General features: G+C 67.0%; 21 protein-coding genes and 1 pseudogene. 5 read left to right on the top strand and 17 right to left on the bottom strand.

All coding sequences use genetic code 11. From position 1 onward, the window contains the following. Positions 1 to 361, top strand: a 361-nt coding sequence (locus QSJ19_RS24865; RefSeq protein ID WP_286323720.1) for an HNH endonuclease, incomplete at its 5' end; no start/stop codon positions are given. 230 nt (positions 362 to 591) lie between these two features. On the opposite strand, the gene QSJ19_RS24860 is transcribed toward QSJ19_RS24865, so the two are convergent. The 9 genes from QSJ19_RS24860 to QSJ19_RS24820 all read right to left on the bottom strand — a co-directional run bounded on the left by QSJ19_RS24860 (position 592) and on the right by QSJ19_RS24820 (position 11,735). Further along, positions 592 to 1,221, bottom strand: coding sequence for a TetR/AcrR family transcriptional regulator (locus tag QSJ19_RS24860; RefSeq protein ID WP_286323719.1), 630 nt, complete (start codon positions 1,219 to 1,221; stop codon positions 592 to 594). Then, on the bottom strand, positions 1,218 to 2,027 hold the full coding sequence (locus QSJ19_RS24855; RefSeq protein ID WP_286323718.1) for an enoyl-CoA hydratase family protein: 810 nt from the start codon (positions 2,025 to 2,027) through the stop codon (positions 1,218 to 1,220). Before QSJ19_RS24855 ends, QSJ19_RS24860 begins: the two co-directional genes overlap by 4 nt. Before the next feature lie 41 nt (positions 2,028 to 2,068). Beyond that, positions 2,069 to 3,253: an acyl-CoA dehydrogenase family protein gene (locus QSJ19_RS24850; RefSeq protein ID WP_286323717.1), complete on the bottom strand. Its 1,185-nt coding sequence runs from the start codon at positions 3,251 to 3,253 to the stop codon at positions 2,069 to 2,071. Further along, positions 3,250 to 5,259 (bottom strand): acetyl/propionyl/methylcrotonyl-CoA carboxylase subunit alpha, encoded by a 2,010-nt coding sequence (locus tag QSJ19_RS24845; protein WP_286323726.1) that lies wholly within the window; start codon positions 5,257 to 5,259, stop codon positions 3,250 to 3,252. The genes QSJ19_RS24850 and QSJ19_RS24845 overlap by 4 nt, the downstream gene beginning before the upstream one ends. 65 nt (positions 5,260 to 5,324) lie before the next feature. Continuing rightward, positions 5,325 to 6,923, bottom strand: coding sequence for an acyl-CoA carboxylase subunit beta (locus QSJ19_RS24840; RefSeq protein ID WP_286323716.1), 1,599 nt, complete (start codon positions 6,921 to 6,923; stop codon positions 5,325 to 5,327). Continuing rightward, entirely contained in the window at positions 6,920 to 8,080 is a 1,161-nt protein-coding gene (locus QSJ19_RS24835) for an acyl-CoA dehydrogenase family protein (RefSeq protein WP_286323715.1), read from the bottom strand. Before QSJ19_RS24835 ends, QSJ19_RS24840 begins: the two co-directional genes overlap by 4 nt. Further along, positions 8,080 to 9,774, bottom strand: coding sequence for an acyclic terpene utilization AtuA family protein (locus tag QSJ19_RS24830; protein WP_502876342.1), 1,695 nt, complete (start codon positions 9,772 to 9,774; stop codon positions 8,080 to 8,082). The genes QSJ19_RS24835 and QSJ19_RS24830 overlap by 1 nt, the downstream gene beginning before the upstream one ends. 68 nt (positions 9,775 to 9,842) lie before the next feature. Continuing rightward, positions 9,843 to 10,652 (bottom strand): TIGR03084 family metal-binding protein, encoded by an 810-nt coding sequence (locus QSJ19_RS24825; RefSeq protein ID WP_286323714.1) that lies wholly within the window; start codon positions 10,650 to 10,652, stop codon positions 9,843 to 9,845. A 150-nt stretch (positions 10,653 to 10,802) separates the two neighbouring features. After that, a complete protein-coding gene (locus QSJ19_RS24820) occupies positions 10,803 to 11,735 on the bottom strand; it encodes a hotdog domain-containing protein (RefSeq protein WP_286323713.1) in 933 nt (310 codons plus the stop codon). Between the two features lie 245 nt (positions 11,736 to 11,980). Here QSJ19_RS24820 and QSJ19_RS24815 point away from each other — a divergent pair, with 245 nt between their 5' ends. The 4 genes and pseudogenes from QSJ19_RS24815 to QSJ19_RS24800 all read left to right on the top strand — a co-directional run bounded on the left by QSJ19_RS24815 (position 11,981) and on the right by QSJ19_RS24800 (position 16,139). Then, positions 11,981 to 12,388 carry a hypothetical protein gene (locus QSJ19_RS24815; protein WP_286323712.1) on the top strand — a complete coding sequence of 136 codons (408 nt, stop codon included), beginning with the start codon at positions 11,981 to 11,983 and terminating at the stop codon, positions 12,386 to 12,388. A 100-nt stretch (positions 12,389 to 12,488) separates the two neighbouring features. Further along, entirely contained in the window at positions 12,489 to 14,084 is a 1,596-nt protein-coding gene (gene fadD1 / locus QSJ19_RS24810) for a fatty-acid--CoA ligase FadD1 (protein WP_286323711.1), read from the top strand. 113 nt (positions 14,085 to 14,197) lie between these two features. Then, a pseudogene (locus QSJ19_RS24805) lies at positions 14,198 to 15,123 on the top strand (phosphotransferase). Beyond that, a complete protein-coding gene (locus QSJ19_RS24800; RefSeq protein ID WP_286323710.1) occupies positions 15,120 to 16,139 on the top strand; it encodes an NAD-dependent epimerase/dehydratase family protein in 1,020 nt (339 codons plus the stop codon). Before QSJ19_RS24805 ends, QSJ19_RS24800 begins: the two are co-directional and overlap by 4 nt. Positions 16,140 to 16,146: 7 nt before the next feature. Here QSJ19_RS24800 and QSJ19_RS24795 read toward each other — a convergent pair whose 3' ends face one another. From QSJ19_RS24795 to QSJ19_RS24760, 8 genes are read right to left on the bottom strand one after another with little or no spacing between them, the layout of a single operon-like run. After that, positions 16,147 to 17,061: an SDR family NAD(P)-dependent oxidoreductase gene (locus QSJ19_RS24795; protein WP_502876341.1), complete on the bottom strand. Its 915-nt coding sequence runs from the start codon at positions 17,059 to 17,061 to the stop codon at positions 16,147 to 16,149. Then, positions 17,061 to 18,329, bottom strand: coding sequence for a hypothetical protein (locus QSJ19_RS24790; protein ID WP_286323709.1), 1,269 nt, complete (start codon positions 18,327 to 18,329; stop codon positions 17,061 to 17,063). The genes QSJ19_RS24795 and QSJ19_RS24790 overlap by 1 nt, the downstream gene beginning before the upstream one ends. An 11-nt stretch (positions 18,330 to 18,340) precedes the next feature. Next, positions 18,341 to 18,886, bottom strand: coding sequence for a Cif family virulence factor (locus QSJ19_RS24785; RefSeq protein WP_286323708.1), 546 nt, complete (start codon positions 18,884 to 18,886; stop codon positions 18,341 to 18,343). Between the two features lie 13 nt (positions 18,887 to 18,899). After that, positions 18,900 to 19,094, bottom strand: coding sequence for a ferredoxin (locus QSJ19_RS24780; protein ID WP_286323707.1), 195 nt, complete (start codon positions 19,092 to 19,094; stop codon positions 18,900 to 18,902). A 5-nt stretch (positions 19,095 to 19,099) separates the two neighbouring features. Beyond that, positions 19,100 to 20,458, bottom strand: coding sequence for a cytochrome P450 (locus tag QSJ19_RS24775; RefSeq protein WP_286323706.1), 1,359 nt, complete (start codon positions 20,456 to 20,458; stop codon positions 19,100 to 19,102). Next, on the bottom strand, positions 20,455 to 21,273 hold the full coding sequence (locus QSJ19_RS24770) for an SDR family oxidoreductase (protein ID WP_286323705.1): 819 nt from the start codon (positions 21,271 to 21,273) through the stop codon (positions 20,455 to 20,457). The genes QSJ19_RS24775 and QSJ19_RS24770 overlap by 4 nt, the downstream gene beginning before the upstream one ends. Further along, entirely contained in the window at positions 21,273 to 22,511 is a 1,239-nt protein-coding gene (locus QSJ19_RS24765; protein ID WP_286323704.1) for a cytochrome P450, read from the bottom strand. Before QSJ19_RS24765 ends, QSJ19_RS24770 begins: the two co-directional genes overlap by 1 nt. After that, the gene (locus QSJ19_RS24760; RefSeq protein ID WP_286323703.1) at positions 22,511 to 23,092 is read right to left on the bottom strand and encodes a TetR/AcrR family transcriptional regulator; all 582 of its coding nucleotides are present in this window, start codon (positions 23,090 to 23,092) and stop codon (positions 22,511 to 22,513) included. Before QSJ19_RS24760 ends, QSJ19_RS24765 begins: the two co-directional genes overlap by 1 nt. Positions 23,093 to 23,122 lie beyond the last annotated feature (30 nt).

Raw genomic sequence — 23,122 nt, 5'->3', positions numbered from 1 at the left:
CGTCGACGGCGAAACCGTGCCCCTCGACGTCGGCAGAGACAAACGGCTGTTCACACCCGCACAACGAAAGGCCCTCTACATCCGCGACCGATGCTGCATCAAGTGCGGTGCGCCCGCCGAACGCTGCCACGCCCACCACATCACCCACTGGAGCCAGGGCGGCGACACCTGCCTGGAAAACGGCTGCCTGCTGTGTCCGTCGTGTCACGCCGACATCCACCACAACGGATGGGACGTGTTCATCGGCGCCGACCGGCATGCCTGGCTCATCCCACCAGTTGCCGTCGACCCCCAACGAAGACCCGTACCAAGCTATAGCCGACGCACCCTGACCCTCGACAACCTGCCCACCGCCGCCTGACCTGACCCGCCCGACCGATCCGACCACCAAACCTGCACCCGGCCACGCCGGGACCGCATCCGTACCTTGACAACTCCACAGTGTGAAACCCGGCACCGCAGGATGGCGCGTATCCGACGGCACCCGCAGACAACCCATCTGCCGGTGTGCGCGATCCGCGACACCCACAGCGGTCATCCATGCCCTGCCGCAATACCCTCCGCGGGCGAGACACCACTCGCCGAGTTGGGTCAGGCGGTGTGAGTCAGAGTGATCCGGACCAGTTCCGTCCACGTCGTGACGACCTGCGCGCGACGCCGCGAGTCGTCCGACAAGGTGTCGGCGAGGCCGAGGCCGCGTGCGAGGTCCAGGGTCACCTGTGCGATCCGGCGGGAATCAGGGTATCGCCCTTCCGGATCCAGAGCCGCGACGGTCATCTGGTGCGCGGCATGAGCGAACTTGTCCTCCATCGGCAGGATCAGCTCGCGCAGTGCGGAGTCCGACGCGGCGGCAGCCCAGACCTGCAGTGCGGCCTTGAACTCGGTGCCGGTATAGATGGCGACGGCGCGGTCGACGGCAGCGGCGATCCGGCCTGTGTCGTCGTCGGGCATGGTCGCGATCGCTGTCGACGCGGTCGAGGTCATGTCGTCGAAGACCTGCTCGAGCACCGCGGTGATCAGCGCCTCGCGGGTCGGGAAGTGGTGTTGGGCCGCACCGCGCGACACCCCGGCACGTTCGGCGACGGCGGCCACCGTCGCCGACGCCCAACCATCCTGTGCGAGCGCCTCGATTGCGGAGCGCAGCAGGCGTTCTCGCGTGATCCGCGAGCGTTCCTGCTGCGGTTCGCGGGGCGCCGGGGTGCGGGTGCCGGAGGAGGTCATGCCGGGTCCGCGGTCAGGTCCCAGCGCGGACGCTGCTTCGACAGGAACGCGGCCATCCCCGCGCGGGCCTCCGCAGAGGAGAACAGCAGCGCCGATTCCTCGGCACGGGCCGCGGCAGACTCCGCGAACCCAGCGAGGACCGCAGCGGTGGTCAATGCCTTCGACGCAGCCAGTCCCTGGGGCGACGACCGACGGATGCCGGCGAGGACGGTCTCCTGCCCCACCGCCAGATCGTCGGCGGAAGAAAACGACTCAGTGACGAGACCGAGTCGGACGGCGGTCGCGGAGTCGAAGGTCTCGCCGGACAGGAAGTACCGGCCGGCTGCTCGCGCCGTCAATCGTGGCAGCAGCACCAGCGAGATGACCGACGGTGCCAGGCCGAGCCGTGCCTCGGTCAGCGCGAACGTGCACGACGGTCCCGCCAGCACGATGTCGGCCGCACCGATCAACCCGAAACCACCGGCCCGCACGTGGCCGTCGATCCGGGCGATCACCGGTTTGGGCATCTCGAGGATGGTCCGCATCAGGTCGATCATCGACCGGGTTCCGTGCGCGGAGGCATCCTCCACCGACATCCCCGACTTCAGCGCCTCACTGAGATCGGCTCCGGCACAGAAGGTTCCGCCGGCATGGGTGAGCACAACGGCGCGCACCGACGCGTCGGCGTCGGCAGCCGACAGCCCGGACAGCAATCCGTCGACCAGGGATGCACCCAGCGCATTACGGTTGGCGGGCGAGTCGAGTTCGAGCGTGACGATCCCGTCGGCGACCGTGGTGTGGACGACTTCTGACGTGTTGTCGGTCATCTCGTGTCTCCTCTGTGCGACTCGGTACGACCCCGGACGACTCAGTACGACTTCGGCAGGCCGAGGCTGGTCTGCGCCACGAAGTTCAGGATCATCTCCCGGCTGACCGGCGCGATACGGGCGATGCGGGCGAGGCTGAGCATCGGGGCGAGTCCGTATTCGGTGGTCAGCCCGTTGCCACCCATCGAGTGCACGGCGTGGTCGACGATCTTCACGCACGCCTCCGCGGCGGCGTACTTGGCCATGTTGGCCGGTTCCGCAGCACCCCAATCGTCCCCGGCGTCATAGAGCGTCGCGGCCTTCTGCATCATCAGCTTGGCCATCTCGATCTGGACCTTGCCCTCGGCCAGCGGGTGGGCGATCGCCTGATGGGCGCCGATCGGGGTCTTCCACACGGTGCGATCGTTGACGTAGGCCACCGCCTTGTCGAGGGCGAAGCGGCCCATGCCGACCGCCGACGCCGCAGCCATGATCCGCTCGGGGTTGAGGCCGGCGAACAGCTGACTCAGCGCCGCGTCCTCGGACCCGATGAGTGCGTCGGCGGGCAGGCGCACGTCGTCGAGGAACAGTTGGAACTGCTTCTCCGGGTTCTGCAGTTCCATGTCGATCATGGTGAACTCGAAGTTCGGGGCATCGGTCGGCACGATGAACAGTGCCGGCTTCAGCTTGCCGGTCTTGGCGTCCTCGGTCCGGGCCACGATCAGTACCGCTTCGGCCTGATCGACACCGGAGATGTAGACCTTACGTCCGGTGAGCAGCCACTCGTCGCCATCGCGGCGCGCAGTGGTGGTGATCTGATGCGAGTTCGATCCGGCATCCGGTTCGGTGATTCCGAACGCCATCGTGATGGTGCCGTCGGCGAGTCCCGGGATCCATCGCTGACGCTGATCGTCGGTGCCGAAGCGCGCGATGATGTTGCCGCAGATGGCCGGCGACACCACGAGCATCAACAAACCGGCTCCCGCGGCGGCGATCTCCTCCATGACGATGGCGAGTTCGTACATGCCGGCGCCACCGCCACCGTACTCCTCCGGGAGATTCACACCGATGAATCCGAGTTTCCCTGCTTCACTCCACATCTCGTCGGTCTTGCGTCCTTCGCGGGCGCATTCGCGGAAGTACTCCTGCCCGTACTTCTTGGCGAGTGCGGCCACCGACTGCCGCAAGGCGGCGCGCTCCGCGGATTCGACGAAGGGGTTCACTGCGACATCGCTCAGGTCGGTCATCCGACGTTCTCCTCGTGCTGTGTCTGGGGTGGGTTTGTGGTGTCGGCCTCGTCGTCGGCGGTGATCACGGCGAGGACATCGCCGACCGACAGTTGCTGTCCCGCCTGCACCGGCAGGGTGGCGACCACCCCGTCGGCAGGTGCGGCGACGGTGTGTTCCATCTTCATGGCTTCGAGCCACAGCAGTGGCTGCCCGGCGGTCACCCGATCACCCTCGGCAACCGCGATCCGGATCACCGAGCCCGGCATCGGCGCGAGCAGGGAACCCGGACGCGCAACGACCGACGGGTCGACGAACCGCGGGACGCGACGCAGTGTCACCGCCTTACCGGGACGGTCGACGAACACGGAATCGCCGTGGCGCGACACCGTCCACCGGTGACGGACACCGGAGACGTCGGCGACGATACGGTCTGCGGTGGCCTCGACCACCGACACGTCCGGCAGATCAGGCAGGTCGACGGTGCCGTCACGACGATGTCGGTACCTGATCTCCAGCTCGTCGTCGGTCCGGATGTCGACGTAACGCCGTACCTGGTGACCAGAGCCGAGATTGCGCCATCCCGAGGGCAATCCGGCCTGCACGGTCGCCCGCAGGCGCTGAGCCGCGGAGTCGGCCAGCGCGGCCATCGTCGCCGCGACCCGCACGTCGTCGGCATCCGCGCCCGACGCCGACAACACGTCCAGACCGATCTCGTCGATGAATCCGGTATCAGTGTCCCCGTCCAGGAACCGCTCCTGGCGCAGGGTGTTGACCAGCATGTGGCGGTTCGTGACCGGGCCGTGGATGGTGGCGTCGGCGAGGGTGCGGGCCAGCATCGCCGCGGCCCGACTGCGATCCGGTGCCCAACTGATCACCTTGGCGAGCATCGGGTCGTAATAGGTGGATATCTCGCTGCCGGAATCGATCCCGGAGTCGACTCGGATACCGGGCCGTTCGAGCGGGCCGAAGCGTACGTCGTCGTGGATCTCGATCCCGTGCACGATCCCGGACTGCGGCTGCCAGTCGGCGGCCGGGTCCTCGGCGTAGAGCCGGACCTCGATCGCGTGCCCGGACGCCTGCGGCGCCTCGAGGTCGAGGTGCTCGCCCATCGCGACGCGGAGCTGCCACTCCACCAGGTCGGTGCCGGTGGTCAGTTCGGTGACCGGATGCTCCACCTGCAGTCGGGTATTGGTCTCCAGGAAGAAGAACCGTCCCGACTCGTCGGCGAGGAACTCGACCGTGCCGGCGCCGGTGTAGCCGATCGCCTCGGCCGCGAGCCGGGCGGCCGAGAACAGCCGCTCTCGGAGGTCGCCGCCCAGCCTTTCCACCAACGGCGCCGGGGCCTCCTCGACGACCTTCTGATGACGCCGCTGGATCGAGCACTCACGCTCGCCGACCGCCCAGATGGCCCCGTGGCTGTCGGCCATGATCTGGACCTCGATGTGATGCCCGCGTTCCACGTATGGTTCGCAGAACACCGTCGGGTCACCGAACGCGGACTGGGCCTCGCGCGCAGCGGCGTCGACCGCCGCCGAGAACTCGGCCAGATCGCGCACGATGCGCATACCACGGCCACCACCACCGGCCGACGCCTTGATCAGCAGCGGGAGGTCGTCAGCGGTCACCGCCGCAGGGTCGATGTCGCCGAGCACGGGCACCCCGGCATCGGCCATCAGCTTCTTGGCGTTGACCTTCGAACCCATCGCGGTGATCGCGGCCGGGTCAGGGCCGATCCAGGTGAGTCCTGCGTCGATGACCTGCTGGGCGAAAGTGGCGTTCTCCGAGAGGAAGCCGTAACCGGGATGGATCGCGTCGGCACCCGCCGCCTCCGCGGCGGCGACGATGAGGTCGCCACGCAGATATGTCTCCGCCGACCTCGCGCCCGGCAAACGGACCGCGGCATCGGCCATTCGCACGTGCGGCGCGTCGGCATCCGGATCGGCGAAGACCGCGATGGTCCGCATGCCCATCGCCCGAGCGGTCGTGAAGACACGGCAGGCGATCTCGCCGCGATTGGCCACCATCACGGTGCCCAGGGTCGAGCGAGCAGACCGAATGGATACAGGGGATGATTCCATGTCCTCGTTCCTCACATCCGGAAGACGCCGAAGTTGGACGTGCCCTCGACCGGACCGCTATCGATGGCCGAAAGGCACAGTCCCAGTACTGTTCTCGTGTCCCTCGGGTCGATGACGCCGTCGTCGTAGAGCATGCCGGACAGGAACGCCGGCACCGACTCCGCCTCGATCTGGGCTTCGATCATCTGTTTCATGGCGGCATCGGCGGCCTCGTCGACGGTGCCGCCGCGGGCCTCGGTGGCCGCCCGCGACACGATCGAGATGACACCGGCCAGCTGGGCCGCACCCATCACCGCCGACTTCGCGCTCGGCCAGGCGAACAGGAACCTCGGGTCGTACGCGCGGCCGCACATCCCGTAGTGCCCCGCCCCGTAGCTGGCACCCACCAGCACCGAGATGTGAGGCACCGTCGAGTTGGACACGGCGTTGATCATCATGGCGCCGTGCTTGATGATGCCGTTCTGCTCGTACTCCTTGCCCACCATGTAACCAGTTGTGTTGTGCAAGAACAACAGTGGCGTGTTGCTGCGGTTGGCAAGCTGGATGAACTGCGTGGCCTTCTGCGACTCCTGGCTGAAGAGCACCCCCTGCGCGTTGGCCAGGATGCCGATGGGGTAACCGTGGATGCGCGCCCATCCGGTGCACAGCGAGCTGCCGTATTCCGGTTTGAACTCGTCGAAGTCGCTGTCGTCGACGACGCGCGCGATCACGTCACGCGGATTGAAGGGGATCTTGAGGTCCGAAGGCACGATCCCCAGCAGCTCCTCGCTGTCGAAGCGGGGTTCGAGGACCTCGGCGACGGGGCCGGGGCCCTGCTTGCGCCAGTTGAGCCTGCCGACGATGCGGCGACCAATACGGATCGCGTCGTGCTCGTCGGCGGCGTAGTGGTCGGCCAATCCGGACTGGCGGGCATGCATCTGCGCGCCGCCCAAAGATTCGTCGTCGCTGTCCTCACCGGTGGCCATCTTGACCAGCGGCGGACCGCCGAGGAACACCTTCGAGGCGTTCTCGATCATGACGACGTGGTCGCTCATGCCGGGCACGTAGGCCCCGCCCGCGGTGGAGTTGCCGAACACGAGGGCGATGGTCGGGATGCCCGCAGCGGACAACCGGGTCAGATCCCGGAACATCCGGCCGCCGGGGACGAACACCTCCTTCTGCGTCGGCAGGTCGGCACCACCCGACTCGACCAGTGAGATGACCGGCAGACGGTTGGCGAGGGCGATGTCGTTGCAGCGCAGGATCTTGCGCAGCGTCCACGGATTCGAGGTGCCTCCGCGCACAGTCGGGTCGTTGGCGACGATCATGCACTCGACACCCTCGACCACGCCGATGCCGGTGACCACGGATGCACCGACCTGGAAATCCGAGCCGTAGGCGGCGAGCGGGCACAGTTCGAGGAACGCGGAGTCCTCGTCCACCAGCAGCTCGATGCGTTCGCGGGCGATCATCTTGCCCCGTGCGCGATGTCGGGCGACGTACTTCTCGCCGCCGCCGGCAAGCGCCTTGTCGAACTCGGCCTGCAGTTCGGTGAGTTTGCCCGACATCGCGGAGCTCGCCGCGACGAAGTCCTCGCCGGCCGGGTCAAGGGTCGAGCGCAGAGCCGTCACTGTTGATACCCCAATCGTTTTGCGGCGAGCCCGGAGAGGATCTCGGTCGTCCCACCGCCGATGCCGATGATGCGCATGTCGCGGTAGTGGCGCTCCACCTCGGTGCCCGTCATGTAGCCGAGCCCGCCGAAGAGCTGCACGGCCTTGTCGGCCACCCATTCGCCCGTCTCGACGGCGGTGTTCTTGGCGAAACAGACCTCGGCGATGAGGTCGTCGCCAGAGCTCACCTTCCGCTCGACGACCGCTCGGGTGTAGGTGCGTGCGATGTCGATGCGGCGTGCCATCTCGGTGACCGTGTCCTGCACCGACTGTCGGGCGATCAATGGTTTGCCGAACGTCTTCCGCTCCCGCACCCATGCGAGGGTGAGGTCGAGGCAGCGCTGGGCGCTGGCGTAGGCCTGGACGGCGAGGCCGGATCGCTCGGTGACGAAGGCGGTGGCGATCTGGGCGAAGCCGGAGTTCTCGGCCCCGACGAGGTTGCTTGCCGGCACACGGACATCGGTAAACGACAGCTCGGCCGTGTCCGAGCTGCGCCAGCCCATCTTGTCGAGTTTACGTGTAACGGTGAAACCCGGTGTGCCCTTCTCGATCACGAGGAGAGAGACACCTCCGGCTCCGGGGCCGCCCGTGCGCACCGCGGTGACGACGAAGTCGGCACGGACCGCCGACGTGATGTAGGTCTTGGCGCCGTTGACGACGTAGTGGTCGCCGTCACGGACCGCTGAGGTCCGCAGGTGTCCGACGTCGCTGCCGCCATCGGGTTCGGTGATGGCCAGGCTGCCGATCTTCTCGCCGGCCAGGGTCGGGCGTACCCACCGGTCGATCTGATCCGGGTCGCCCGCACCGATCAGATGCGGCAGGGCGATGCCGTGTGTGAACAGCGATGCATACACCCCACCGGCGGCACCCGCGTAGTGGAGTTCCTCGCCGAGGATGGTGGCGTCGACGAGGTCGCCACCGGACCCTCCCACGTCCTCGGGGATCCCCAGTCCGAACAGCCCCAACTTCGCGGCCTCACGGTGCGTCTCGCGCGGGATCAGCCCGTCACGCTCCCAGTGGTCCTGATGCGGCAGCACATGTCGTTCGACGAAACCGCGTACCGTGGAACGTAATTCCACGCGTTCCGGTGTCTCCCACACGGGGCTGGTGATCGGCACTAGCTCTCCTTCTGTGTCGTGAAGGCCATGGGGATCGGCACGGGTCGCGAACGGAGCCACTCCCCCATCCCCTTCGCCTGCGGGTCGAATCGGACGTTCTCGGCGACGCCCCGCCCGAGCACCCCGTCGATGACGAAGTTCACCGCATTCAGGTTGGGGAGGCGGTGGCGACGAACCGGCAGGTCGGCGACCTCGGGCAGCAGACGCTTCAGCAGCGCGACGTCGAGCGTCGCGTCGAGCCAGGCGAAGTGTTCCGGATTGCGCACCCACACACCGATATTGGCGCTGCCACCCTTGTCCCCACTGCGCGCTCCGGCCACGGTGCCGAGTGGCAGCGAGACCATCGGACCCCAATCGGTCGACACCTCGGCGGGTTCGTCGGTGAGGTCCTCCGGGACATCGGCGCGCAATGGGCTCGGTGCGATCCGCTCGACGACACCGGTGTGCAGCGCCACGCGGTGGTCGACTGCGGCGGCATCGACGTAGCCGGGCTCGAAGACCCCGTACGGGGTGCCGCTGCCGGGCGGCGAGGTCATCGTGAAACCGGGGTAGCTCGCCAAGGCCAGCTCGACGGCGGTGGCGGAGAACGCACGACCGACCTTCTTCGCATCCGGATCGCGGACGACACATCGCAGCAGGGCGCTGGCCTGCTCCTCGGTCTGCGCGTCGGTTCGGTCCAGCCGCGACAGGTCCCAGTCCATCTCGGCCGGGGAGGTCGGCAGTGCGGTGGCGAACTGCTCCTTGAACAGCTCGGCCTTCGCCTCGATGTCGAGCCCGGTGAGGATGAGGGTGATCTCGTTGCGGACCCCGGCGAGATGGTTGAGCGAGACCTTGGTGGTCGTCGGCGGCGCCTCTCCACGAACTCCGCTGACCGACACGCGATCCGGGCCTGCCTGCGCCAGTTCGATGGTGTCGATCCGGGTCGTGACATCGGGTCCCAGGTACCGCGGTCCACCGACCTCGTAGAGCAGCTGTGCGGTGACCGTGCCGACCGTCACCGCGCCACCGGTGCCCTCGTGTTTGGTGATCACCGACGTACCGTCGGCGGCGACCTCGGCGATCGGGAATCCGAGGTGCCCCATGGTGTCGATCTCGGTGAAGAACGAGTAATTCCCACCGGTCGCCTGGGCACCGCACTCGATGATGTGGCCGGCAACGACGGCACCGGCGAGGGCGTCGAGGTCACGATGAGTCCAGTCGAAGGTGCTGGCCGCGGGTCCGACGGTGAGCGAGGCGTCGGTCACCCGTCCGGTCACCACGATCTCGGCACCGGCGTCGAGTGCGGTCTTGATCCCGAAGGCGCCGAGATAGGCGTTGGCGGTCAGCGGGGTGCCGAGGCCGAGGTCGGCGGCACGGTCGACGAGATCGTCGCCGTCGACGAAGGCGATGTCGGCGCTGACGCCGAGGCTGTCGGCGAGCTCCCGCAGCGCGACGGTGAGACCGTGTGGATTGAGACCACCGGCGTTGGTGACGATCCGGACACCCTTGTCGATGGCCAGACCGAGGCACTCCTCCATCTGTCGGAGAAACGTTTTGGCATACCCGGACGCCGGGTCCTTCATCCGGTCGCGGCCGAGGATCAGCATCGTCAGTTCGGCAAGGTAGTCACCGGTGAGGTAGTCGAGTTGCCCACCCTCGAGCATCTCGCGGACCGCCGCGAACCTGTCGCCGTAGAAGCCCGACGCGTTGCCGATCCGGACAACGCCGGGCGTGTCGGTGTCATGTGCGCTGTCATGTGCGCTGTCATGTGCGCTGTTCTCGGTCACTGTCGGTTCGCCTCCGCCGGGTCACGTCGCGGTTGCCTGCCCGCGCCGGGCGGCCCGGCGAAGGACTGCGCGATGCCCGACCACCGGTGCGCCTCGCCGCCGACGATGTCGAGGTCGAGGTCGGCGATCGCCCGTCGCTGGGTCACCAACTGGCAGAAATCGACGGCGCTGCCGCGGATCACGTCGCTCGCATCGTCGGGACCCCAGGTCCAGAGGTCGCCCGACGGCGCGGTGATCACGTAGCGGAAGGGGTCGGCGGGAGCGGTCAGCCCGTTGACCATGTACGCGAAGTCGCGGGTGCGGACGCCGATGTGGACGACGCCCTTGATCCGGTCGGTGGCCGCGCGCGTGACGCCGAGCGTGTCCGCGACGTCGAGGCCGTGCGCCCAGGTCTCCATCAGCCGGGCCGTCGCCATCGACGCCGCCGACATCGGCGGTCCGAACCACGGGATCTTCACCCCGTCGGGCACACCCCGCAACGCATCGGCCAGGCGCGCACGGGCAGCGCGCCAGTCCGCGAGGATCCGTGCGGGAGGTGCCGCGGCGGCCTCCTCGGCCGCGGCGTCGACGAAGCCGGTCGGGTTCGTCGAGCCCTCCTCGAGTACGGCGGCGAAACCGTCCGGATCGGTCGCGGCGATCGCCGCGACCTTGTCCGTCCAGGCCAGATGGCCGATCTGATGGGCGATCGTCCATCCGGGCGCCGGCGTGGGCATCCGCCACGCACTGTCGTCCAACCCCGCCACCAGCTCATCGAGTTCCCCCGACTCATCCGTCAGATCCGCCACGAGTCCGTCCACGATCGACATGCGATCAGGGTCACACACGGCAGCGTAAAAATCAATCATGCATGATTGTTTTATCGGCGGACGGCCCCAGAACTCGCCGACCGTGTCCGACTCTTCGCCGACCGTGTCCAACTGTCACGGCGACCCGCTCGCCACCCACGGGGGCAGCCCTCAGCGATAGAGAACGTCAGCCGTCGCTCGGCTGAGCAGCATCCCGTCGTGTGCGGTCATCGTCGCGTCGAAGGACGCGATCCGACGCCCGACCTTGATCGGCACGACGTCGACGATCACCTCGTCGCCCTGCACCGCCGGAGACCGGAGGAACCCGATCGCGAGATCACCGAGCTGATAGTCGACGCCGGCCGCGGCGTTCGCCTGTCCTGCGAACGAGCACGCCTGAGCGGTGATCGCCGCGATCACTCCCCCATGCATCGTGCCGAACACATTGCCCATCCACGGTTCGGTCGTCACGGTGAAGCGGAGCCCTACTGTGCGGCCGTGGGTGACCGGTTCGACGACACCGTTGAGCAGCTCGGTCAGCGGTCCGCCGCCACGAACGCCGATCGCGATCTGGTCGACGATCTGACGGCCGGTCAGCGACGGTTCAATGGCGGCAGGCAAGTCGACCGGCACCCCGCCGGAATGCTCGGACGACACACCCACGCCGCGTCCCGTCGACGGATCATTCGCGAATGTCCGCCCGACGGCGACATTACGTGCCGAACCGGAGCTGCACAGCGCGCCCGTCGAGGTGGTGATGTCCACGCGCGTCGTCCCGAAACCGTCGTCGTGCATGAGCAGCTCGGCCATCCCGGTGACCAGATCGCCGACGGCGACGTGTCCCTGCATCGACATCGACAGCCGCGCCTGCACGCACGGCGATCCGTGCGGAACGGAACGGAAGAACGGCAGCCCGCCGAGGTGATCGAACAGGACGGCGAGTGCCGGCATGTCGATCCGGCCGCGGTGGTCGGCGAATCGTGGCCCGAGCTGCTGTTCGGCGGTGACGACGCCGGGTCGCGGGGCGAGGACGTTGCCGATGCCGAACGCGGTGACGGGATCCTGCAGTGCTGCACGATCCATCTGCGTCGAATCCTCCGTCATGCCTGCGCACCCCTCTGTCGAACTCGTCCTCGTGCCACGACCATCCAAGCACCCGGGCGGGGTCACCGCCGATCGGGCCTCGGCGTCTCGGATCCGTAACAGAACCCGCGGCACGCCTCACGACCGGTACGGATTCGGACACGCTGTGATCTGGGTGAACAGTCGACTCGAAGGAGTGCCCGATGCGCGTGTCTCGTCGATCTGCCCGAAGGTCCCTCTGGGCCTGCGTCATCGTGGGAGTCGCGGTGACGACCACGCTGTCGGCCACTGCCGCCGACGCCGCTCCACGGGCGTTGCGCGTCGACCAGGTGCCCAACGTCGGGATCACAGTGGGCCCGAACGGCATATCGGGAGGTTTCGCCGCCAACGTCGCGGCCACCGCCACGTCGACCGGTACGACACGGCTGGGCCTGCAACCGATCGCCGGCGCCTGCACCGGGAGCCTCCGACAGGCGCGGGTCGGTGTCACCTGGCGCAACGAGCGGACCAACCGCACCGACGACGCGGTCTTCCCGGTGTGCGCCGCGGGCAAGCCCGGTCCGGGCGTGGAGGCGGTCACCGGCACCGGCCGCATCTCATTCACCACGACCATCATCGGCCGCACGGATCAGGCGTTCACCGTGATCCCCGGGACCGGGTTCTTCTTCCGCTGAACTGCAACGACAGGTGTCCAACCCAAGACGAGACATGTCCGAGTAGACATTTTTCAGAATCTGTTCACAATAAACGAGAACACGTTCTACAGTGGGTCGCGTGGCGGACACCGTGACCCAGCTCCTGCAGGAGCGTACGAACGACGACAACCTGGCGATCACCCACGAGGGCCGTGAGTGGACCTGGCGGCAGTACATCGCCGACGCCGGGCAGATGGCCGCGGCCGTCCTCGGTGTGGCCGACCGGACTCGGCCGATGCACATCGGCACATTGCTCGGCAACACCCCGGACATGCTGCTGGCGCTGGCCGCCGGGGCCCTCGGCGGTTACGTGACGGTCGGGGTCAACAACACCCGCAGAGGTGAGGGACTCGCCGCCGACATCCTGCGCGCCGATTGTCAGGTCCTGATCACCGACGCCGAGCACCGCCCCCTCCTCGACGGACTCGAGTTGCCGGGCGTGACGGTCCTCGACACGTCCACCGCGAACTGGGACCAGCTGATCGCGAATGCCGGTGACCTGGTGCCACATTCGGTACCGACGGCCGTCGACACCTTCATGCTCATCTTCACGTCCGGAACCAGCGGAGATCCCAAGCCGGTGCAGTTCGCGCACATGATGATCCCGTTCGCCGGGCCCGTCCTCGCCGAGAAATACGAGGTCGGTCCCGGCGACGTCTGCTATCTGTCCATGCCGTTGTTCCACTCGGCCGCGCTGATGGGCGGCTACTGTGTCGCCCTGTGCGGCGGGGCCGCCATCGCGCCGGCGAAGTTCTCCGCCTCGACATTCCTCGCCGACATCCGTCGGTACAACGCGACCTACATGAACTACGTCGGCAAGCCGCTGGCGTACATCCTCGCCACCGAGGAGAAGCCCGACGACATCGACAACCCGCTGCGCGTGGCGTTCGGCAACGAGGCCACCGATCGCGACATCAACGAGTTCTCCCGACGATTCGGGTGCACCGTGTGGGACGGGTTCGGTTCGACCGAGCTGGCCATCATCATCACCCGTGAACCGGGAACGCCGGAGGGCTCGATCGGCAAGGGCTTTCCCAATGTCGCCGTGTATAACTCGGACACGCTGACCGAGTGTCCGCGCGCCGAGTTCGACGAGAACGGTGCACTCTCGAACGCCGAGGCCGCCATCGGTGAACTGGTGAACATCGACGGCGCCGGCATGTTCATGGGCTACTACAACGACGCCGCCGCCACGAGCGAGCGGATGCGGCACGGGAAGTACTGGTCGGGCGACCTCGCCTACAAGGACTCCGACGACTGGATCTACCTGGCCGGGCGGACCGGCGACTGGATGCGTGTCGACGGCGAGAATCTCGCGGCCGGACCGATCGAACGAATCCTTCTGCGGCTGCCCGAGATCAACCGGGTCGCGATCTACGCGGTGCCGGACGAGCATGTCGGCGACGCGGTGATGGCGGCCCTCGTCCTGCAGGACGACGCGGTCCTCACCCCGGAATCCCTGTCGGCCCAGCTCGCCGCCCAGGCCGACCTGTCCCCCAAGGCATGGCCGCGATTCGTACGCATCGCCGACGACCTGCCGACGACGGCCACGAACAAGATCCTCAAGCGGGAGTTGAAGGAGCAGGGCCCCGTCGCGGGCGATGACACCCTCTGGGTACGGGAGGCACGCTCGACCGAATACCGCGACGCGGCAGCGCCTGCCGCGACCGTGTGATTCCCACGAGCGTCGGCGAGCTCACCGCTCCCTGGCCGACGGGGCTTCTCACGCCGGGATACCCGGATGCCGAGATCGCCTCGGTCACCGTCGAACCGGTCGGATCGGGACAGATGGCCGGATCGTTTCGGATCACGCCCACCTACGCGTCGACCGGCGCGACCTCCACCCGTGCGCCCGACACGATGGTTGCGAAACTCGCCATCGGCGAACGCTCCCAACGCGAGTTCGCCGCGGGGATGTTCCGCAACGAGGTGCTGTTCTATCAGCAATTCGCACCGACGGTGACGGTTCCGCGCTGCCACGGCTCGGTGATCTCCGCCGTCAACACCGAGTTCGTCCTGCTGCTCGAGGACATGGCGCCCGCCGTGCAGGGCGATCAGATCGCGGGATGCAGTGCGTACCAGGCCCAAGCGGTGGCGGTGGCGGCGGCCGGACTCCACGCTCCGCGGTGGTGCGACGACTCTCTGTTCGAGCTGCCGGGCCTGTCGCTGCCGGATCACGAGGATCGAGTCCCGATGGATTCGGTCCTCGAACCGATGGCCGACGTGTTCCGCGCCCGGTTCCCCCTGACCGGCCGGGAGGCGGCGACCGTCGACTGGCTGGTCGCCGAGGCGGGAGACTGGCTCGCGCGGACACCGCAACGCTTCGCCCTCATCCACGGCGACCTGCGCATCGACAACGTCTGTTCGGTCCGGACGGTTCGGTCACCGTCGTCGACTGGCAGACCATCACCGTCGGTAATGCGCTGCGCGACATCGCCTTCCTGCTCGCGACGAGCGTGACCACCGACGACCGGCGAGCGGCCGGGCGCGACATCGTGACCGCCCACCACACCGCACTGCGGAACCAGGGCGTCACCGAACACACCGTCGACGAGTGTTGGACCGACTATGTCGACTCGCTGATCCAGGCTCCGCTGATCATCGTGTTCGGTTGCGCCGCGGCCATGCCGACCGAACGGGGCGACCGGATGTTCATGACGATGCTCGAGCGCGCCTCCGCGGCCATCGAGGATCTGAATCCCGGTGTGCTGTGACGAAACTGGTCATCGGAGCGTCGGGATTTCTCGATTCACACGTCGTGCGGCGGCTGGTCGGAGCCGGCGACGACATGCGCGTGCTCGTCCGCGCGACCAGCGACACCCGTGCGATCGACGACCTCGACGTCGAGCGTGTCGTCGGCGAGCTGACCGACGTGGAGGCAGTTCGTGCGGCGATCACCGGATGCGATGCGGTGTTCTACTGCGCCGTCGACACCCGGGCCTGGCTCACCGACCCCTCCCCGCTGTATCGCACCAACGTCGACGCCCTGCGCGCCGTTCTCGATGTCGCGGTCGACGCAGATCTCCGGTCCTTCGTCTTCACCAGCACGGCCGCCACGATCGGCAGTGCCGCGCCCCGTGCCGGCGGACGGCCCGCCACCGAGGCCGACGACTTCGACTGGGGCGACACCGCTCCGGAGTACGTACGCACACGTGTGGCCGCAGAGGACCTGGTGCTGGAATACTCCCGCGAGCACGGATTGCCCGCAGTGGCGATGTGCGTGTCGAACACCTATGGCGCTAACGACTGGCAGCCCACGCCACACGGCGCCTTCGTCGCGGGCGCTGCACTCGGCAAGCTCCCGTTCACGGTTCGTGGGTGCCGTGCCGAGTCGGTCGGCATCGACGACGCTGCAGACGCCCTGATTCTCGCCGCAGACCGCGGACGACCCGGCGAGCGATACATCGTGTCGGAGAGCTTCATCGACCTCGGTGACATCATCTCGACGGCCTCGGCAGCCGCCGGGCGCCGGGCACCGCGACTCGTCCTGCACCGCCCGGCGCTCTATCTCTGCGGCGCGATCGGATCACTGCTGGCGAAGATCACCGGCACACCACGGCAACTCACGATCTCATCGGTGCGATTGATGCACTACATGCCACCGATGGATCACGGAAAGGCCACACGCGAACTCGGGTGGCGGCCGGCTCCGGTCAGCGACGCGGTGGAGGCAGGCGCCCGCTTCTGGCTCGACCGCGTCGCGCAACGGCGAGCGGCACGCCCTTCGTGACACCGACTCAAGAACCGGCTTCCTGCAGCAACTCGGCCAGCTCCACCATCGTGTACGGGGCGCTGTCCCGGTGATCGCGATAAGCGATGAACTCCGCCTGCTGCGGACCGTACCTGCCGATGAAGCCGCCGGCCGCGGTGAAGATCTGGCCCGTGACGGCGCGCGCGGCGTCGCTCGCCAGGAAGACGTACAACGCCGCAACGTACTCGGGCGGCGCCGGGTCCAGCGCAGCATCGCGAGTCAGCTCGTCGAGCACACCCCGACGGTGCAGACCCTCGATGTGCGCGATGTAGTCGTCCCCGGTGGACAGGCGTGACTTCGCCCCGGGCATCACCACGTTGACCCGGATCCCGTGTGCGGCGAGGTCGGCGCCCGCAGCGAGTGCGAGCGCATTGACGCCACCCTTCGCCGCCGGATATCCACTGCCGCCGAACATTCCGAGCGATGCGGCAGAACCGGTGAGCACCAGCGAACCGGCGCCCTGCTCGACGAACACCCGCCCGGCCGCCTGCGTGAGATGGAACGCACTCATCAGATGGGCGTCGATCTGGTCCCGGAACTCGTCGGGCCGGATGGTGAGAACGGTCGACCCGGCCGGCTCCGCGATACCCGCACAGTTGATGGCGATGTCGAGCGCACCGAACTCGGCCAGAGCGCCGTCGACCATCTGCTGCGCGACCCCCTCCTCACCCGCGGAGCCGACCACACCGACGGCATAACCCCCACCGCCGCGGATCTCGGTGACGGTCTCCTCGACCGCCACCGGATCCCGCCCGTTGACCACGATCGACACACCGCGGCCCGAGAGCGCATACGTGACGGCCAGGCCGATCCCGCGCGTCGCCCCTGCGACCACCGCGACCCGGCCGGACAGGTTCATGTCCCCCGCCTCCGTGCCGCCGTACCGATCGGGCTCTGCCATCAGACGCCGCTACCCACCGGGGTGATCGGTATCGAGCGCCCGCGATCGGTGAACTCGAAGTCAGCACCGGAACTGAACCGTGCGATCGCGACCTCGCCGGATTCGGAGTGGCGCTGTTCGCCCTTCGACATGACGAACACAGTTGCACCGTCCTCGTCGGTCGACGACGCGACGCTCCAGTGGGCGTCGACCGCGGTGCCGATCGCCTGTAGTGGTTCGGCGTGGTCGGCTGCCAGGAGTGTCACCCAACCGCTGTCGGCGACCGCACCGGAGTCGGTGGGCACCCGCACGATCACGTCGTCACCGACGGCCTCGGCGGTGACACGGGTGTACTGCACCGGACCCAGGACGGGGCTGAGGGTGATCACCGCCGCCAGACCGGCCGCATCCAGTCCGAGGTCCATCGCGGACCGCAACCGATCCGCCGACAACCCGGCGATTCCGGTGAACTGCTTGCGGAAGATCTCGCGAGCCTGGTCCTCACTCTCGGCGTGCCTGCGCACCGACCACAGGAATCCGAGCGACAGCAACTGATGCTGCAGCGCGATCTCCTCGGCCATACGCGCCAGCGCGGTCTGCGACCACTCGCGGAACTGCAGATCGGCGAGCAACGGACCCCGATAGTCGACGAATCCGTCGGTCGCCGCGGTGTCGATCGGGGTCAGCTCCGTCTGACCGGCACGAGTGGAGAACATCTCCTGGGCATCCGCCGGCAGCGGCAGCTCCTCGCGGTCGTCCTCGATCGTGACCGTCCACTCACAGTGGGGCATACGACCTTCCGGCCGCCGGGGCGGCCGATGGATCGGGCGGATACGGGCCCGACGATTGGTCGCGATCGCCGTCGCGTCGAAGGTCGGGTCCTCGATGTCGTGGCACATCGTCGTCACGTAGTCGTCGCCCATCGGTTCGACATCCATCAGCGCACCGCAGTGTTGGAGGAAGAACGATCCGTGATACGTGTCGGTCACCTCGTATCGGAAGTCCATGAACTGCGGTGGCGCACCGATGTCGAGTTGCAGACACTTGAACATGTCCTCGACGCCGTCGCCGTCGATGCCGAGGGCGGCGCGCATCCGGTGTGTGTAGACCGGACTTGCCGCCATCCACTCCTCGATGGCCACCTGTCCCATGATCTCTCGCCCGAAGGCACTGATCAGGTGCGCCATCCCACTGCGATCGATCAACTGGCCGGACAGGAGGAGTTCGGGTATGAGGACGGCGAGCTGCTGCTGACTCAGGCCTTGGTAGGCCGGGGCTGGGAGAGTCATCGTTTCTCAGCTCACCAGAACGCGACGGGGGCTTCGCCGAACGGATACCAGCCGGGGAGGTTTCCCGGCGCGGACTTCTCGATGCGCTTGAGCATCCCGTCACTCATGGCGTTGTTCTTCAACATCTCGATGAACAGCGCGGAGACGTTCCCGAAGTCGAAGAAGTCACGCTGCCAGGAGAATTGGAAGTTGCCGGCGTACTTGAACCAACTTCCCTGGATTCCTTCGAGGGCATAGTTCGTGCCGTCCTCGCGCGTCCGTTCGTAGACCTGCTTCCACAAACCGATCATGTCGCCGGTCTTCTCGTCTATCACCCACGCCTGATAGGGGTACTCCCACCCCTCGAGGCCTTCCATCTCCTGCCCGAGCGCGAGGTCGCGGATCTCCTCGCGGCCGACCGCCATGAAGTCCTTCTCCGGACCGTAGTTCCAGCCGTAGGTCGCATCCTCGGTGTAGAACTCGGCGAGAGTCTTCCAGTCGCCGGCCTTCTCCGCCTCGACGTTGGCGTCGAGCCACCGCTGCTTCATCTCTTCCAGTTCGGCACGATCAAAAGACATCTCGCGTCTCCACTCACTCGTCTTCCACAATTCTCAGGGCTTGCGTGGGGCAGTACATGACTGCGGCCTCGACCTCGGCTCGGCGGCTCTCATCCGGTTCCTTGTCCAGGATCTCGACGTGGTCGGAATGGGCCCGGAAGACCTCCGACGCCTCCATCTCGCACATTCCGTGCCCCTGGCAGATGTCCAGGTCCACCTCGACGCGCATGACACTCACCCCTTCGCGCGTGCTCGCCTGCGGTAACGCACCCGGCAGGGCTGCTGGAGTTGGACGACCATCTTGGAATGGTCGTTGCGGTAGGTGTTCGACGGTTGCAGCATCTCGAACTCATAGTTCTGGAACAGCACCGAGAAGATGGCCTTGAGTTGCATGATCGCGAACTGAGCACCCACACACCGGTGTCGGCCCGCACCGAACGGGATCCACGTCCAGCGGTTGACCAGATCCTCGGTGCGGGGCTTGTTGTACCGGTCGGGATCGAAGGTGTCCGGGGTGTCGAAGTCCTCCGACAGCCGGTTGGAGACGGCGGGCGACACCGCGATCGATTGGCCAGCCTTGATCTCGAAGTCCTCGATATGAAAGTCCTTCTGCACGAGTCGCATCAGGATGATCAACGGCGGATGCAGCCGAAGCGCCTCCTTGAGAGCGTTCTCCAGCAACGGCATCTGCCGCGTGTGGGCGAACGTGTACTCCGGCCGCTCGCCGGCCGGAGTGTCGCCGTAGATCTCGTCGAGCTCGGCGTACACCCGCTGCATGTAGTCGGGATTGCGCAACAGCTCGATCAGTGTCCACGCCGCGGTGCCCTGGGTGGTGTGGTGCCCGGCGAACATCATCGAGATGAACATGCCGGTGATCGTGTTGGCGTCGAAGCCCACCTGGATCAGGACATCCATGAGATCGCGATCGTCTTTGTCCTCGGTCGGATTCGCGACGCGGTCGTTCATCACACCCTGGATGAACCCGACCAACTCAGCGCGCGCGGCATCGCGTTTGCGAAAGCTCTCGATGTCGGCGTAGGCATCGACGTAGGCGATGGGGTCGGTGCCTTTCTCGAGATCGTGGAACAGCTCGGACACGTGCTTGGTGAGCTGTTCGCGAAACTTGCGACCGATCAGGCAGGCCGATGACGTGTACAGCGTCAGCTCGCCGAAGAACTCGAGGAGATCGATCTCTCCCTCGTCGCCCCAGCCGGCGATGATCCGCTCCGCCTCGTTCGGGATGGTCACCGCATGCTGTTTCATGTGCGGGCCCTTGAGCGCCGAATTGTGGATGGCCTTCGACCGTTCCTCCGGGCTCGCGTCGAAGACGACACCCTCGCCGAACACCGGTGTCATGAACGGGTAGGCCGCGGCCTGATCCAGATCCTCTTCAGGAGCGCGGAAGAACTCCTCGTTCGCGGCCGCGCCGGACACCAGCACGACCTCGCGGTCCGCGAGCTGGAACTGCCCGACGTCGCCGCATTCCTCGCGGACACGCCAGAAGAGTCCGATCGGGTCCGACGCGAGTTCGTCGAGGTGTCCGTGCTCGCCGTCCCCACCGGAGACGCGTCGCGGCTTGGTCAGCGCGGTCATGAGTCCGTTCCTTTCGATTCGGCAGACTGCTGTTCGCGTCTCGCCCGTGGGATGGCTCCTTCGGCCTCGACCTCGACCGAACGCATGTGGGCGCCGCGGGGCATCTCGACCATGGCGGACACCGCCTGGGCGATGTGTTCGGGCGACAGGAAGTTGCCGTGGCGGGCGAGGCCGTGCTTGATCCAGTCGTTGAGCATGTTCTCGGTGGTCGCGGGATCGAGGTTCATCCCCATTCCGGTGAGGGTCTGACCGGGCCGGACGACACCTGCACGCACCCCGGTGCCCTCGAGTTCGAGCTGGATCGTCGCGACGAGGCCGTCGATGCCCGCCTTCGCCGCCACATACGCCGACGACCATGGCCGCGGCCGGATCGCCACGTCCGAGCCGATGAAGACGAAATCTCCACGGGTACGGTCGATCATGCCGGGTATCGCCGCGCGGAAGATGCGGTAGGCGCCGTTGAGGTGGATGTTGATCTGATCGGTGAACTCCTCCGGCGAGGTCTCGTAGGAGAGCCCCACCGCGAGGTCACCGGCTCCGGCCACGACGATCTCCAGCGGTCCGAGCGCCGCCTCGGCCTTCGCCACACAGTCGACGACCGATGCCGGGTCGGTCACGTCGAGCGGTACGGCCACCGCCTCGCCGCCCGCCGCGGTGATCTGCTCGGCGAGGTCCTGCAGCCGATCGACCCGGCGCGCCGCCAGCGCGATCGGATACTTCCGTGCCGCAAGGTATTCCGCAGTCGCGGCGCCGATACCCGACGACGCCCCGGCCACCAGAACCGGCCGACGTTCGGGATGGGGGATGTAGGCCATCAGCGCACCTGCACTCTCACGGGAAGCTCGGCGAAGCCGCGGACGTTCACCGAATGGACTCGGACCGCGTTGTCGATGTCGATGTCGACGCTGCGGATGGACCGGGCCACCTCTTCGAGACCGATGTTGGACTCCAGTCGTGCGAGGTGTGCGCCGAGGCAGAAGTGGGTTCCCATGCCGAAGCTCATCAGCGCCTGGCTGCAGTCCCGACCGATCTGGTACTCGTCGGCGTTCTCGAACACCGTCTCGTCGCGGTTCGCCGACCCGACGAGGAGGAGCACGCGGTCGCCTTCCGGGATGATGGTGTCTCCGTATGTGACATCGGCAGCGACCTTGCGTAGGACCATCTGCGTCGAGTTGTCGTAGCGCAGGGTCTCCTCGGTCCAGTCCGGCACGACCTCGGGATCGGCGATCACCTTGGCGAGTTGATCCGGGTTCCGCCAGCCCCAATACAGCGCGTTCGCAAGGAGTTTGGTGGTCGTCTCGTTGCCGGCGACGACCATCAGGACCATGAAGCCCACGATCTCGTCCTCACTGAGCGTGGTCTTCTCACCGGTCACGTCGTCGTCGACCTCGGCCGTGATCAGCGCCGAGACCAGATCCTCGCCGAGATCCGTGTGCCGGTCGGCGATGAGTTCGGTGTAGTACTTGTGCAGTTCGATGTAGGCGTACACCGCCGCTTCGGGGATGTCGAGGACCCCTTCCTCCCGGTGCAGCAGCAGATCCGACTTCCGGCGCAGGAATGCGCGATCCGCCTCGGGAACACCGAGCAGCTCGGACACGACGTCCATCGGGAGCAGCCCTGCGAAATCGGCGACGTAGTCGAACTCCCCCTTGTCGAGACACTTGCTCCAGTGCTGATGGGTCAGAGCCGTGATGCGCCCGGACAGGTCGTTGACCCGCCGCGGGGTGAAGCCCTTGGACACCAGCTTCCGGATGCGCATGTGCTTCGGATCGTCCATGGCCAGGAACGACATCGACTTGTGGGCATCGGGACCATACGACGACGGGTCCATCGACACACCCCACGCGTTGGACAGGTTCACGCTGTCGCGGAAGCCGGCCCGGACGTCGGCATGGTTGGCCAACGCCCAGAAGTCCATGTCGGCGTTGTAGTAGACAGGCGCTTCCTGACGCAGGCGAGCATATGTCGGGTACGGATCCTCGTGGAAGCCATAGGCATACGGATCGAACGGGACGCGGTGTTCCATCCCCGCTCCCGTGGCGGTTTCGGTCATCACTTCTCCATCAGTAGATGTGCGGCTGCGACAAGACGTTCCGAGGTCTGCTCGTACGACATGTGGCCCATTCCCGCATGCACCAGCCCACCGGCGTAGATCATCTCGAGGGCGTCGAGGAGCGGTCCCGGATTGTCCGGATCCACCTCGAGAGCCTCCGCCAGGCGACGCCGGATGAAGCCGCCGATACGCAGGCGCAGGTGTTCGACATCCGGATCGGTTCCGAGCAGCGCCATGGTCACGGCACCACCGAGCTGTCCCTCGCCGGCCACCACCATCGACACCTCGCGCAGCACCTGGGCGACACGTTCGGCCGGCGGTGCGGAGAGGTCCGGCTCGGGCACACCCGCACTCAGTCGTCGCCAGAACACCTCGGCGACGAGGTGACTCTTCGAGGAGAAGTACGTGTACGCCGTGGCAGGCGCAACACCGGCCAGTTTGGCGACGGTACGCACGGTGAGTCCATCGAAACCCTCGGTGTTGAGCACGTCGACCGCCGCGTCGGTGAGCCGGGTGACGGTCTCCGCCTGCTGCTGGGTGAGCCGCCGGCGGGTGGATTCCTGGGACACGGGACTGGACATGTGAGCGAGGCTACACTAGGTTTGAACGCG

It is taken from the genome of Gordonia sp. ABSL11-1 (assembly GCF_030315685.1).
GTDB lineage: Bacteria > Actinomycetota > Actinomycetes > Mycobacteriales > Mycobacteriaceae > Gordonia.
Note: the sequence above shows the minus strand (reverse complement) of the source record. Positions and strands in the feature narration are given on the sequence as shown.

Bases quoted from the DNA above. Each gene is read 5' to 3' on its own strand.
- QSJ19_RS24765 (WP_286323704.1), bottom strand. From the start codon at position 22,511: ATGACCGAAACCGCCACGGGAGCGGGGATGGAACACCGCGTCCCGTTC.
- QSJ19_RS24790 (WP_286323709.1), bottom strand. From the start codon at position 18,329: ATGACTCTCCCAGCCCCGGCCTACCAAGGCCTGAGTCAGCAGCAGCTC.
- QSJ19_RS24845 (WP_286323726.1), bottom strand. From the start codon at position 5,259: ATGGTGGCCAATCGCGGCGAGATCGCCTGCCGTGTCTTCACGACCGCT.
- QSJ19_RS24850 (WP_286323717.1), bottom strand. From the start codon at position 3,253: ATGACCGACCTGAGCGATGTCGCAGTGAACCCCTTCGTCGAATCCGCG.
- QSJ19_RS24770 (WP_286323705.1), bottom strand. From the start codon at position 21,273: ATGGCCTACATCCCCCATCCCGAACGTCGGCCGGTTCTGGTGGCCGGG.
- QSJ19_RS24785 (WP_286323708.1), bottom strand. From the start codon at position 18,886: ATGTCTTTTGATCGTGCCGAACTGGAAGAGATGAAGCAGCGGTGGCTC.
- QSJ19_RS24860 (WP_286323719.1), bottom strand. From the start codon at position 1,221: ATGACCTCCTCCGGCACCCGCACCCCGGCGCCCCGCGAACCGCAGCAG.
- QSJ19_RS24825 (WP_286323714.1), bottom strand. From the start codon at position 10,652: ATGTCGATCGTGGACGGACTCGTGGCGGATCTGACGGATGAGTCGGGG.
- QSJ19_RS24795 (WP_502876341.1), bottom strand. From the start codon at position 17,061: ATGGCAGAGCCCGATCGGTACGGCGGCACGGAGGCGGGGGACATGAAC.
- QSJ19_RS24855 (WP_286323718.1), bottom strand. From the start codon at position 2,027: ATGACCGACAACACGTCAGAAGTCGTCCACACCACGGTCGCCGACGGG.
- QSJ19_RS24775 (WP_286323706.1), bottom strand. From the start codon at position 20,458: ATGACCGCGCTGACCAAGCCGCGACGCGTCTCCGGTGGGGACGGCGAG.
- QSJ19_RS24820 (WP_286323713.1), bottom strand. From the start codon at position 11,735: ATGACGGAGGATTCGACGCAGATGGATCGTGCAGCACTGCAGGATCCC.
- QSJ19_RS24780 (WP_286323707.1), bottom strand. From the start codon at position 19,094: ATGCGCGTCGAGGTGGACCTGGACATCTGCCAGGGGCACGGAATGTGC.
- QSJ19_RS24760 (WP_286323703.1), bottom strand. From the start codon at position 23,092: ATGTCCAGTCCCGTGTCCCAGGAATCCACCCGCCGGCGGCTCACCCAG.